The sequence below is a fragment of the Arthrobacter sp. 92 genome (assembly GCF_050260325.1).
In the GTDB taxonomy this organism is placed as follows: domain Bacteria; phylum Actinomycetota; class Actinomycetes; order Actinomycetales; family Micrococcaceae; genus Arthrobacter.
Genome location: NZ_CP189863.1, coordinates 1419403 through 1432055 on the forward strand (window position 1 = coordinate 1419403; position 12653 = coordinate 1432055).

The 12653-nt window shown below is 66.2% G+C and carries 11 protein-coding genes; 9 read left to right on the forward strand and 2 right to left on the reverse strand.

Translation table 11 applies throughout. From position 1 onward, the window contains the following. The first annotated feature begins 31 nt into the window (after positions 1–31). From ACP4XC_RS06455 to gatB, 4 genes are all read left to right on the forward strand, one after another. Positions 32–1585 carry a CitMHS family transporter gene (locus ACP4XC_RS06455; protein ID WP_427174031.1) on the forward strand — a complete coding sequence of 518 codons (1554 nt, stop codon included), beginning with the start codon at positions 32–34 and terminating at the stop codon, positions 1583–1585. Between the two features lie 146 nt (positions 1586–1731). After that, positions 1732–2028: an Asp-tRNA(Asn)/Glu-tRNA(Gln) amidotransferase subunit GatC gene (gene gatC / locus ACP4XC_RS06460; RefSeq protein WP_427174032.1), complete on the forward strand. Its 297-nt coding sequence runs from the start codon at positions 1732–1734 to the stop codon at positions 2026–2028. A 5-nt stretch (positions 2029–2033) separates the two neighbouring features. After that, positions 2034–3653: an Asp-tRNA(Asn)/Glu-tRNA(Gln) amidotransferase subunit GatA gene (gene gatA, locus ACP4XC_RS06465; RefSeq protein ID WP_427174034.1), complete on the forward strand. Its 1620-nt coding sequence runs from the start codon at positions 2034–2036 to the stop codon at positions 3651–3653. Then, a complete protein-coding gene (gatB, locus tag ACP4XC_RS06470) occupies positions 3653–5158 on the forward strand; it encodes an Asp-tRNA(Asn)/Glu-tRNA(Gln) amidotransferase subunit GatB (protein WP_427174036.1) in 1506 nt (501 codons plus the stop codon). Before gatA ends, gatB begins: the two co-directional genes overlap by 1 nt. A gap of 80 nt (positions 5159–5238) precedes the next feature. On the opposite strand, the gene ACP4XC_RS06475 is transcribed toward gatB, so the two are convergent. Beyond that, positions 5239–6147: a LysR family transcriptional regulator gene (locus ACP4XC_RS06475; RefSeq protein WP_427174038.1), complete on the reverse strand. Its 909-nt coding sequence runs from the start codon at positions 6145–6147 to the stop codon at positions 5239–5241. A gap of 130 nt (positions 6148–6277) precedes the next feature. On the opposite strand from ACP4XC_RS06475, the gene tdh reads away from it, so the two are divergent. The 4 genes from tdh to hutI are packed head-to-tail and all read left to right on the forward strand — an operon-like array spanning position 6278 to position 11038. Then, the gene (tdh, locus tag ACP4XC_RS06480; RefSeq protein ID WP_427174040.1) at positions 6278–7324 is read left to right on the forward strand and encodes an L-threonine 3-dehydrogenase; all 1047 of its coding nucleotides are present in this window, start codon (positions 6278–6280) and stop codon (positions 7322–7324) included. Between the two features lie 53 nt (positions 7325–7377). Continuing rightward, entirely contained in the window at positions 7378–8586 is a 1209-nt protein-coding gene (locus ACP4XC_RS06485; protein WP_427174042.1) for a glycine C-acetyltransferase, read from the forward strand. Positions 8587–8636: 50 nt separating this feature from the next. Next, on the forward strand, positions 8637–9794 hold the full coding sequence (locus ACP4XC_RS06490) for an NAD(P)/FAD-dependent oxidoreductase (RefSeq protein ID WP_427174043.1): 1158 nt from the start codon (positions 8637–8639) through the stop codon (positions 9792–9794). Between the two features lie 11 nt (positions 9795–9805). Then, a complete protein-coding gene (gene hutI, locus ACP4XC_RS06495) occupies positions 9806–11038 on the forward strand; it encodes an imidazolonepropionase (RefSeq protein WP_427174044.1) in 1233 nt (410 codons plus the stop codon). Here the strand turns inward: hutI and ACP4XC_RS06500 are convergent. Then, positions 11035–11715: a histidine phosphatase family protein gene (locus ACP4XC_RS06500; RefSeq protein WP_427174046.1), complete on the reverse strand. Its 681-nt coding sequence runs from the start codon at positions 11713–11715 to the stop codon at positions 11035–11037. The genes hutI and ACP4XC_RS06500 overlap by 4 nt on opposite strands. Before the next feature lie 145 nt (positions 11716–11860). Here ACP4XC_RS06500 and ACP4XC_RS06505 point away from each other — a divergent pair, with 145 nt between their 5' ends. Next, entirely contained in the window at positions 11861–12628 is a 768-nt protein-coding gene (locus tag ACP4XC_RS06505) for a CPBP family intramembrane glutamic endopeptidase (RefSeq protein WP_427174047.1), read from the forward strand. Positions 12629–12653: the final 25 nt, after the last annotated feature.

Genomic DNA, 12653 nt, shown 5'->3' on the forward strand with positions numbered 1-12653 from the left:
CTAAATGAGCAAAATGCTCCCAATAAGCAGTATGCCAATCAATTCAGCCAAAGGCACAGCCGTGACGGAGGCCACCCTAATCTCTGTAGTGCGCATCACACCGTTGTGTTGCCGTTCAAAGACGAAGGAGCCGGCTGTGCTGGTATTACTTGGATTCGCCATGATTGCGGTCTTCATGGTGCTGATCATGACGAAGAAGTTGACGCCAGTGTTGGCGCTGATCATTGTTCCCACTATTTTCGGACTGTTTGCCGGGGCGGGGCTGGGCATCGGAACCATGGTGCTGGACTCCATGAAGTCCATGACCTCCACGGCCGCGCTCCTGATGTTCGCCATCATCTACTTCGGCTTGATGATCGACGTCGGCCTTTTTGACCCGCTGGTCCGCTTGATCCTCCGCAAGCTGGGCAACGACCCCGCCAAGGTTGTCCTCGGCACCGCCATCCTGGCCGCCGCCGTTTCGCTGGACGGGGACGGTTCGACCACCTTCATCCTCACCACCGCTGCCATGCTGCCGGTCTACCTGCGGTTGAAGATGAGCCCGGTTGTCCTGACCTGCGTGGCCGGCCTGGCCAACGGCACCATGAACATCCTGCCGTGGGGAGGGCCCACCGCCCGCGCCGCCTCGGCCCTGAAGATCAGCGTCTCGGAGGTCTTCGTTCCCATGATCCCGTCGCTGATCGCAGGCCTTGTTGTGGTCTTCGCCTTCGCCTGGCTGCTGGGTCTGCAGGAACGCAACCGACTCCGCGCCACCGCACCGGAAATCTGGGGCAACGGCGTTGAGTTCGACGGCGGAACCGCCGACGGCGGCAACGGCACCGCCCGCTTTGGCTTTGGACGCAAGGGATCGCGCCCCGGCACAGGCGGCGGATCCTCCCTCGCCCTGCTCGACCGCACCGCGGAACTCGTGGACGAGCGTGACTCCGCCATGGCTGACACCGCCCTGGATCCGGACCGCGCCACGCTGCGGCCCAAGCTGCAGTGGTTCAACCTGGGCCTTACCGTCGCCATCATGGTGCTGCTCGTCGCGGACCTGGTGCCGCTGCCGTTTGTCTTTATGGTCGGTTCCGCCATCGCCCTGCTGGTGAACTTCCCCAAGCTGAAGGACCAGAGCGCCCAGCTGATCGCGCACGCGCCCTCCATCGTCGCCGTCGTCAGCATGGTCATGGCGGCCGCGGTCCTGACCGGCGTCCTGAACGGCACCGGCATGGTCAAGGCGATGTCCACCTGGCTGGTCCAGGTCATTCCATCCGACATGGGACCGCTCATGGCCGTCATCACCGGCCTGTTGAGCATCCCCATGACGTTCTTCATGAGCAATGACGCCTTCTACTTTGGCGTCCTTCCCGTTCTGAGCGAGACGGCCGCCCACTACGGCGTCAGCGCCGCCGAAATGGCGCGAGCGTCCATCACCGGCCAGCCGTTCCACCTGCAGAGCCCGCTGGTTCCCGCCATCCTGTTGCTCGTCTCCCTGGCCAAGGTTGACCTCGGCGACCACCACAAGAAGGTGCTGTGGCGCACCGCCGTCATCTCGCTCGTCATGCTCGGTGTCGGAATGCTGACGGGAGCTATCGGGATCGGCTAGGGTGAAGCTGCCTGCGGCCGCAAGCTGCTTGCGGCTGTGCCGTGGGTCGGTCGTGCCCGTCTGACGCCCGCTGGGGGTCGTCAGGCGGGCACACTGTTGCCACGTAGACTATGGGGGAAACCAAAACTACATTGCAGGGGAGATCCATGGCTGCGATCAACCGTGACGACGTGGCGCATCTCGCGCGCCTCGCGCACATTGAGATGAGTGCCGAAGAGCTGGACCGCATGGCCGGCGAGCTCGCCGTCATCGTCGAATCAGTAAAGTCCGTAAGCGAAGCCGCCGGTGAAGATGTCCCGGCCACGTCGCACCCGATCCCGCTGACCAACGTCTTCCGTGAAGACGTTGTGGGTCACACGTTCACGGCCGAACAGTCCCTCTCCGGTGCCCCCGACGCGTACGAAGGCCGCTTCAAGGTCCCGGCAATCCTGGATGAGGCGTAGAGAACATGACTGATACCAACGAATTGATCCGCCTGACCGCAGCCGCGCTGGCCGAGAAGCTGGCCGCCCGCGAGGTCACCGCCGTCGAGGTCACCCAGGCGTATCTGGACCGCATCGCCGCCGTCGACGGGAAGGTTCACGCCTTCCTGCACGTCAACGCCGAGGAAGCGCTCGCCGTCGCCGCTGAAGTGGACGCCATCCGCGCCGCCGGCGGTGCCGCCGCCGAAGAGCTCCACGTCCTCGCGGGCGTGCCAATTGCCGTCAAGGACCTCATCGTGACGATCGGCCAGCCCACCACGGCCGGCTCGAAGATCCTCGAAGGCTGGAACAGCCCGTACGACGCCACCGTGGTGGAGCGCCTGCGCGCCGCGAAGATGCCGATTCTTGGCAAGACCAACCTCGACGAGTTCGCCATGGGCTCCTCCACCGAGCACTCCGCCTTCGGCCCGACCCACAACCCGTGGGACCTGGACCGCATACCCGGCGGTTCCGGCGGCGGTTCCGCTGCGGCCGTCGCGGCATTCGAAGCCCCGCTGGCGCTGGGCACGGACACCGGTGGCTCCATCCGCCAGCCCGCCGCCGTCACCGGCACGGTGGGCGTCAAGCCCACTTACGGCGGCGTCTCCCGCTACGGCGCCATCGCCATGGCCTCGTCGCTGGACCAGATCGGCCCGGTCTCCCGTACAGTGCTGGACTCGGCCCTGCTGCACGAGGTCATCGGCGGGCATGACCCCCGCGACTCCACCTCGCTCCCGGATCCGCTCGAGGACCTCGTGGCTGCCGCCCGGACCGGCAACGTCGAGGGCATGAAGATCGGCATCATCAAGGAACTCCACGGCGAGGGCTACCAGGCCGGCGTCGAGAACCGCTTCAATGACGCCCTCGAGCTGCTCAAGGGCGCCGGTGCCGAGATCGTGGAGGTCTCGTGCCCCAACTTCAAGTACGCCCTGGGCGCCTACTACCTGATCATGCCGTCGGAGGCCTCCTCCAACCTGGCGAAGTTCGACGGCGTCCGGTACGGCCTGCGGGTGCTGCCCGAAGAAGGTCCGCTGACGATTGAACGCGTCATGGGCGCCACCCGCGCCGCAGGCTTCGGCGATGAGGTCAAGCGCCGCGTCATCCTTGGCACCTACGCGCTCAGCGCCGGCTACTACGACGCCTACTACGGCTCGGCCCAGAAAGTGCGCACCCTGATCCAGCGCGACTTCGAGGCCGCGTTCGCCAAGGTGGACGTGCTGATTTCCCCGACCGCGCCCACCACGGCATTCAAGCTGGGCGAGAAGCTCAACGACCCCCTGGCGATGTACCTCAACGACGTCGCCACGATCCCGGCCAACATGGCAGGCGTCCCGGGGCTCTCCCTGCCCGGCGGCCTGGCCGACGAGGACGGACTGCCCGTGGGCATCCAGCTGCTGGCCCCGGCCCGCCAGGACGCGCGGCTGTACCGCGTCGGCGCTGTGCTGGAATCCCTGCTCGAGGCTCAGTGGGGCGGACCGCTGCTGGACAAGGTTCCTTCACTGACGGCTCCTTCACTGACGGCTCCCACCCTTTCTGATTCTTCACCGGCGGCTGCTGCCACCGCTTCTACGGCCGGCGCCGCTTCGAGCCACGGAGGTTCACACTAATGACTGACGCAACCCTGAGCTTCGAAGAGGCCATGGAGAAGTACGATCCCGTCCTGGGGTTCGAGGTCCACGTGGAGCTGAACACCAAGACCAAAATGTTCTCCTCCGCGCCCAATGTTTTCGGTGACGAGCCGAACACCAACGTCAACGAGGTGGACCTCGGCATGCCCGGTGTCCTGCCGGTGGTGAACAAGACCGCGATTGAGTCCTCCATCAAGATCGGCCTGGCGCTGAACTGCAAGATTGCCGAGACCTGCCGCTTCGCCCGGAAGAACTACTTCTACCCGGACACGCCGAAGAACTTCCAGACCTCCCAGTACGATGAGCCGATCGCGTACGACGGCTATCTGGACGTCGAGCTCTCCGACGGCACGATCTTCCGCGTCGAGATCGAGCGCGCGCACATGGAAGAGGACGCCGGCAAGCTGACCCACATGGGCGGGGCCACCGGCCGTATCCAGGGTGCGGATTACTCCCTGGTGGATTACAACCGCTCCGGCGTGCCCCTCGTTGAGATCGTCACCAAGCCGATCGAGGGCGCCGGCAGCCGCGCGCCCGAGCTCGCCAAGGCCTATGTGGCCGCGGTCCGGGAAATCGTCAAAAACCTCGGCGTCTCGGACGCCAAGATGGAACGGGGCAACGTCCGCTGCGACGCCAACGTCTCGCTGCGCCCGCACGGCCGCGAACGCTTCGGCATCCGCTCCGAGACCAAGAACGTGAACTCGCTGCGCGCCGTCGAGCACGCCGTCCGCTACGAGATCCAGCGGCACGCCGCCGTCCTGGACTCCGGCGTGCCGGTCATCCAGGAGACCCGCCACTGGCACGAGGACACCCGCACCACCACCTCGGGCCGGGCGAAGTCGGATGCCGACGACTACCGCTACTTCCCCGAGCCGGACCTCGTGCCGATTGTTGCCTCCCGCGAGTGGGTCGAGGAGTTGCGCGCCACGCTGCCCGAACCGCCGGCCGCGCGCCGCAAGCGCCTGCAGGCCGACTGGGGCTACTCGGACCTTGAGTTCCGCGACGTCGTCAACGCTGGCGTCATGGACGAAATCGAGGAGACCATCGCCGCCGGCGCCACCCCCACGGTGGCCCGCAAGTGGTGGATGGGCGAGATCGTGGGTCGCGCCAAGAACGCCGACGTCGACCCCGGCCAGCTCGGCGTCAACCCGGCCACCATCGTGGAACTGAACAAGATGGTGGAGGACGGCAAGATCAACAACAAGATGGCCTCCGAGGTCCTGGACGGCGTGCTCGCCGGCGAGGGCACCCCGGCCGAGATCGTCGAGAAGCGTGGCCTGGCCGTGGTCTCGGACGACGCCCCGCTGCTCGAAGCCATCGACGCGGCACTCGCCGCCCAGCCCGACGTCGCGGACAAGATCCGCGGCGGCAAGCTGCAGGCGATTGGCGCGATCGTGGGCGGGGTCATGAAGGCCACCCGCGGGCAGGCCGACGCCGGCCGCGTCCGCGAACTGATCCTCCAGCGCCTCGGCGTCCAAGGCTGACGCACGCGTTTTAACCCAACTGGGTCGCAGTTAATGCCGTTATGAGCGCTCATAACGGCATCTACTGCGACCCAGTTGGGTTAAGGGGACACCAGGCCGGTCATGATGGTCTGCAGTGCCTCGCAGACGATCATGACGGACGTGCGCTTGAGGTTCTCCGGCCGGGCCAGGACGTCGATGCGGCGCCGGGTGCTGATGCCCTGCAGGGGGCGGAGCACGATCCCGGGGCCGAGCACCGGCCGGGCCGTGTGCCGCGGCAGCAGCCCGATCACGCTGCCCGTTTCCACGAGCGCGGCCACGGTCGAGTAGTCGTTGATCCGGTGCACAATGTTCAATTCCCGGCTGGAAACGGCCGCGACGGCGGACAACACGTCTGCGGGGGAGTAGCCGGTGTGGCTGGTCACCCACGGTTCGCCGACGACGTCCTCCGCCGTCAGCGTCAGTTGTCCCGCCAGTCGGTGCCCGGCAGCCAGCGCCACATCCAGGGGTTCGTGGGCGAGGGGGATCACGGCCACGCGCTCCTCCGGCCACCGGGGGCTGTGGTCCATGCGGTGCGCGAGGACCAGGTCATACCTCGCCGTCAGCGCCGGAAAGTCCTGCTGCGCCACGTCCTCGTCGGAAAGAAGGACCCGGGGCTGCCCCGGGGCATCGAGCAGCCGGGCCAGGGGGGCGAACAGCGCCTGGCCCGCGCTGTGGAAGCCGCTGACCGTCACGGGCGCCACCGTGGAGCCGTGATAAGCGCCGATTGCCCTTCGCGCGTCAGCCATGGCGCTGACGACGGCGGCCCCGGCGTCCGCCAGCACCTGGCCGGCCTCGGTCAGCACGAGGGTCCGGCCCTCTTTCCGGGTCAGCGGCACGTCGACGCTGCGCTGCAGCGCAGCGAGTTGCTGGGAGACCGCCGACGGCGTCACGAGGAGCGTTTCGGCAACCGCCTTGACACTGCCCAGGGCGCCGAGCTCCCGCAGCATCTCCAGCTGATGAATTTCCATGCCCCCGATTCTATGCGTTAGAAATTACTAAATCGTCGATTGAGGAAAATCCTGTTGTGCTAATGCTTTTAAGTGGTTCTAATGAAGTGAGACCAGCACCAACCACGAGTTAGCAAGAGTGAGGAAGCCAATGAAGGCTTTGTATAAGTCCGGCGCCCATTCCGGGTTCGAACTGGTCGATCGCCCGGAGCCGGAAGCCGGCCCCGATGATGTGAAGATCCGCGTGATGACCACCGGGATCTGCGGAACCGACCTGCATATCCAGTCGTGGGATGCCTGGGCCCAGAGCATGATCCAGGCTCCCCTGATTGCCGGCCATGAGTTCTACGGCGAAGTGGTGGAAATCGGCGAGGACGTCCGGGATGTCAAGGTGGGGGACAGGGTCTCCGGCGAAGGCCACATCGTCTGCGGCATCTGCCGTAACTGCCGTGCCGGCCGCCGGCAGATGTGCATCCACACCGTGAGCGTCGGCGTCCAGCGCGACGGTGCTTTCGCCGAGTACGTGGTGATCCCCGAAACGAACGTCTGGGTCCATCAGGATCCGTCCGTGACCCCCGAGCTCGGCGCCATCTTCGATCCGTTCGGCAACGCCGTCCACACGGCGCTGAGCTTTCCCCTGGTGGGGGAGGACGTGCTGATCACGGGCGCCGGTCCCATCGGACTGATGGCGATTGCCGTCGCACGCCACGCCGGCGCCCGGAAGATCGCCATCACGGACGTCTCCGCGCCGCGGCTGGAACTGGCTCGCAGGCTGGGCGTGGACCTGGCCATCGATGTCTCAAAGACGCGCGTCAAGGACGCCCAGCGTGAACTGGGCATGCGCGAAGGCTTCGACGTCGGCATGGAAATGTCCGGCCACCCCACGGCTCTGCCGGAAATGATCGAGAACATGAACCACGGTGGCCGGATCGCCATGCTGGGCCTGCCGAGCCAGTCCATCACCATCGACTGGGGCAAAGTGGTCACGCACATGCTGACCATGAAGGGCATCTACGGGCGTGAGATGTTCGAGACCTGGTACGCCATGAGCGCCATGCTCTCCTCCAACCCGGTGCTCCATGCCAATATCTCCGCGGTGGTCACCGACACCCTGCCCGCCAGCGACTGGGAGAAGGGCTTCGAAATCGCCCGCGCCGGTGTGGGCGGCAAGGTGGTCCTGGACTGGACCTGTTTCTAGGCCGCCCGGTCCCGCAGCACGCTAACATTCCTTCCAGCCCAGGAGCACAAACCATGTATTCAGCCATCAAGGACCAACTGCAGAGCGAACTGGACGAGATCCGCTCCGCCGGCTTGTTCAAGACCGAGCGCCACATCGACTCGCCGCAGGCCAACCACATCAAGGCCGGGCAGATCGGCGAGGCCAGCGCCGAGGTTCTGAACTTCTGCGCCAACAACTACCTCGGACTGGCGGACCACCCGGAGATCATCGCCACGGCCAAGTCCGCCATGGACGAGCGCGGTTTCGGCATGGCCAGTGTCCGCTTCATTTGCGGCACCCAGGACCTGCACCTCGCCCTGGAGGCCCGCGTCTCGAAGTTCCTCGGCACCGAGGACACCATCCTGTTCTCCAGCTGCTTCGATGCCAATGGCGGTGTGTTCGAATCCCTCCTCGGCGCGGAGGACGCCGTGATCTCCGATGCCCTGAACCACGCCTCCATCATCGACGGCATCCGGCTCTGCAAGGCCCAGCGCTTCCGCTACGCCAACCGCGACATGGCGGACCTGGAAGCGAAGCTGATCGAAGCCACCACCCAGGCAATACCGGCCCGCCGCAAGATCATCGTGACCGACGGCGTCTTCTCCATGGACGGCTACCTGGCCCCGCTGGAAGCCATCTGCAACCTGGCCGAGAAATACGATGCACTGGTGATGGTGGATGATTCACACGCCGTGGGCTTTATGGGTGCCACGGGCGCGGGCACCCCCGAGCACGCCGGAGTCTCGCACCGGGTGGACATCTACACCGGCACCTTCGGCAAGGCGCTGGGCGGCGCCTCGGGCGGCTACGTCTCGGGCCGCCGCGAGGTGGTTGCCATGCTTCGGCAGAAGGCCAGGCCCTACCTCTTCTCCAACTCGCTGGCCCCGGCCATCGTCGCGGCAACACTGAAGGCGCTGGACCTGGTGGAGAACTCGGCAGAGCTCCGGGCCACCTTGTTTGCCAATGCCGAACAGTTCCGCACCCGCATGGGCGAAGAGGGTTTCGAGCTGCTCGACGGCGAGCACGCGATCGTCCCGGTGATGTTCGGGGACGCCGTCATGGCGGCCAAGGTCGCTGACCAGATGCTGCAGCACGGTGTGTTTGTGACCGCGTTCAGCTATCCCGTGGTGCCCAAGGGCGCGGCGCGCATCCGGGTCCAGCTTTCCGCAGCCCACAGCCCGGCGGATGTTGAGGCCTGCGTGCAGGCGTTTGTGGCCAGCCGCGCCGCGGTCAGCGGCTGACGGAACGTCCGGTCCGGGCGCATCCCGCGCTCGTCTGCAAGGATGTATCCATGTCAGCTAATTACGATGTGGTGATTGTGGGCGGCGGAATCGCCGGATTGTCCCTGGCCTCGGCCCTGGCCGGCCAATGCAGCGTGGCGCTGGTGGAGGCGGAGCAGGAACTGGCCTACCACACGTCCGCCCGCTCGGCCCGGCAGTTGATCCCCAGCTATGGTCCTCCTGTGGTGCAGGAACTGACTCTTCGCACCCTGGGGCTGATCGGGGCGAGGGACGCCGAACTTCCGGAGCGGGTCCTCTCGCCGCGCAGCTTTATGCTGATCGGCGACGAAGACCTGGTGCGGCAGGAAGCAAGCGGACACATGCATCGGATCTCCCATGAGGAGGCCCTGGAGCTCTGCCCGGTCCTGGTCCCGGGCTCCTTCGCTGCGGCGGGGCTGGACACCGGCTCCTTCGCCTGCAACGCCCCTGTGTTGCTGGAGGACCACCGCCAGCGTGCCGTGGCCGGCGGAGTGGACATCATCACCGGGGCCAGGGTCCACTCCGCCCAACGCCTTGGAACAGGCTGGGATATCGGCGCCGGCCAGGAAGCGTTCCAAGCCGCGGTACTGGTCAACGCCGCCGGTGCCTGGGCGGACGAGCTTGCGGTGATCAGCGGCGTCGAGAAGCTCGGACTCCAGCCTTACCGCCGCACGGCTGCGATCGTCGCCGTCGACCATCCCCTCCCGGAGGGCTGTCCCATGGTGGCGGCCGCTGACGAATCCTTCTACTTCAGGGCCGAGGGCGGCGACGTGCTGATTTCGCCGTCGGAGTCGGTCCCCAGCGGGCCCGAAGACGCCCAGCCCCACCCCGGTGACATCGAGGCCCTCGTTGCCCGGCTCAACACCGTGACCACCTTGGGGATCAGCAGCGTCCGCAAAGCGTGGACGGGCCTGCGGACGGAAGCGGCCGACGGCGTTCCTGTGGTGGGGTTCGACGCGGAGGCGCCGGGATTCTTCTGGCTCGCCGGACAGGGCGGTTATGGCTTCCAGACGTCATCGGGGATTGCCGAGCTGGCGGCCGGGCTGATCCTGGCCGGCCAAGGTTCGGGCCAGGTCGCAGGCAGGAACCCAGCCTCGGGCGCGGGTGCGTTGCCCGGGACGGGCGAGGGAAGTCCGGCATCCCGGACAGTGGATGCGCTTGCCGCCACCCGATGGTCCATCAGGCGCTAAAGAATGGACCTATGAGCACCCTCATCACCAATATCGCCGAGCTGATGACCCAGGACGCGCAGCACCGCGTCCTCAAGGACGCGGCGGTGGTGATCGAGGGGGAGCGGATCTCGTGGATAGGCCCGGCCGCGGCTGCCCCCGCGGCCGATGACGCCGTGGATGCCGGCGGCCGGGCGCTGTTGCCGGGGTGGGTGGACTCCCACACCCATCTGATCTTCGCCGGTGACCGGACAGCCGAGTTCGAAGCCAGGATGGCGGGGGAGAGCTACAGCGCCGGCGGCATTGCCGTGACCACCGGCGCCACCCGAAGCACGAGTGATTTTGATCTAACACGGCTGGCCCTGGGCCGCGTTGCGGAGGCGGTGTCCCAGGGAACCACGTATCTGGAGACCAAGACAGGTTACGGCCTGGATGTGGAGAACGAGGCCCGCAGCGCCCGCATTGCCTCCACCGTGGTGGATGAAGTGACATATCTTGGCGCCCATCTGGTGCCGGAGGGCGCCGATCCGGACGCCTACACGGACCTGGTCAGCGGGCCGATGCTGGCTGCTGTCCGTCCCTATGTGCGGTGGGCGGACGTCTTCTGCGAACGCGGAGCCTTCACAGCGGAGCAGTCCCGCCGGGTCCTGCAGGCCTGCAGGGAAGCGGGACTGGGCCTGCGGGTGCACGGCAACCAGCTTGGTGAAGGAGCCGGCGTGCAGCTCGCGGTGGAGTTCTCCGCAGCGAGCGTTGACCACGTGAACCATCTCTCCGCCGCGGACATCGACGCCCTGGCCTCAAGCTGGTCCAGCTGGGACGAGGCATCAGGGAGCGGGGAGCGCGGAACCGTGGCCACGTGCCTGCCGGCCTGTGACTTGTCGACCCGCCAGGCCTTGGCCCCAGGGCGGCAGCTGCTGGACGCCGGCGTTCAGATAGCCCTGGCCTCCAACTGCAACCCAGGGACCTCCTACACGAGTTCCATGGCGTTCTGCGTCACCACCGCCGTGCTGCAGATGCGCCTGAGTGTCCACGAGGCGGTCCGTGCGGCGACATACGGCGGCGCCCTGGCGCTGCGGCGCGAGTCAGGGAACGACGTCGACGGCGAGCGGGCGGTGGGCTCCATCGCCGTCGGGCACCGGGCAGACCTGCATCTGCTTAACGCACCCTCTGCCACCCACCTGGCGTACCGGCCCGGCATCCCGCTGACCCGCTCCGTGTGGCGCGCGGGTGTGGAGCAGCGCGTCGGCCGTGAAGCCGGCCGCTAGAAGATCATGGGCGGGGCGTCGAGCACTGTTTCATCCACCCGGCGGTCCACCCACTGGCTGAACGGACTATCCAGTTCGTATTTGCCGTACTTGGTGCGCACCAGGGTGCGGACTTCGGCGTTCTCCGGGTTGTTGAGGGATTCGAAGTACTCCACGGACCAGTGGAACCAACGCATGCAGAACAGCCGCATGGTCAGGCCATGGGTGACGAAGAGTGCGTTGGGCGCATAGCTCGGCTTGGACCAGTGCCGGTAGAGCGTCTCCATGAATGAGGAAATGCGGTCATAGACGTCGGAGCCGGATTCTCCCTCACGGAACCGGTAGAAGAAGTGGCCGTAGGCATTGCGGAGTTCCTTCTGGTCTTCGATGTCTCCGGCGATCTGGAAATTAGCCCAGTCCTGTTCCCGGAGCCGGGGCTCCTCGATCACGCGTTCGGTGAGGGAGCCAAGGTTGAGGGCCTCCAACGTCTGGTAGGCGCGCAGGTAGGGGGACACGTAAACGCACACGGGGCGTCCGTCGAGTTCCCGCCGCACCTGCTCGCCAGCCGCCTTGGCTTGTTCCATACCGAGCGCCGTCAGCGGTATCCGGTAGTCGGGCACCCGGTTGTAAATGGAGGTGTCGGCGTTGGCGGCGGACTGGCCGTGCCGGATCATGATGATTTTCCCGGGCGCACTCATAAGTCCCTAGCATAGGCCAGCGCGGGTCCCGGACCTTGGACGGTGCGGGCCGCCTGCCCGCTGTTACGAACGGGCCCGCCGCTTGGCGCCGGAGGGCTCCCATGGCGAACAGCAAAGTACCAGCAACTACAGGCAAGATAGGAACATGCTGGTTCCCTCCCGCCGTCGTTTGCGGATAGAAGTATGGATTGTCCTGGGTCTTTCGCTGGGGCAGTCCGCCGTGTATTCGGTGGTGCAGTTGCTGGATAAGATGACCCGCGCACCCCTCGCGCAGGGCACCTCAACGCTAAACCGCTCGCAAAGCAGCCGCGAGTACTTCGACCTGACCTACCAGCTGCTGGACATCGTGTTCGCGCTGGTCCCGGTGCTGCTGGTGCTTTACTTCCTGTCCGAGCACCGCCCCGCCGGCCATACGGGCGCCACGGCCTTCCAGAAACTCGGGTTCAACTTTGGCCGTCCCGGGATGGACGTGGTGCAGGGCCTGGGACTGGCCGCCCTGATCGGCATTCCTTCCCTGGGCCTCTACGCCGCAGGCCGTGCCCTCGGGATCACCACGGCCATCATTCCCAGCGGCCTTGACGCGTACTGGTGGACGGTCCCCGTGCTGATCCTCTCCGCAATGCGGCATGCCGTGGTGGAGGAGATCATAGTGGTGGGCTACCTGCTGGACAGGTTCGGCAAATTCGGGTGGAGCACACCGCTGGCCATCTTCCTCAGCGCCATGCTCAGGGGAAGCTATCACCTGTACCAAGGGTTCGGGCCGTTCATCGGCAACGCCGTGATGGGCGTCGTCTTCGCCTGGATCTACACCAAAACGCGCCGGGTGATGCCGCTGGTAATCGCCCACGCGATCCTGGACATTGTGGCATTCGTTGGATTCAGCCTGTTTGGAAAGGCGATGGGCCTGGGGTAGCGCACGCGGCCCCGGCGGGGAAAAG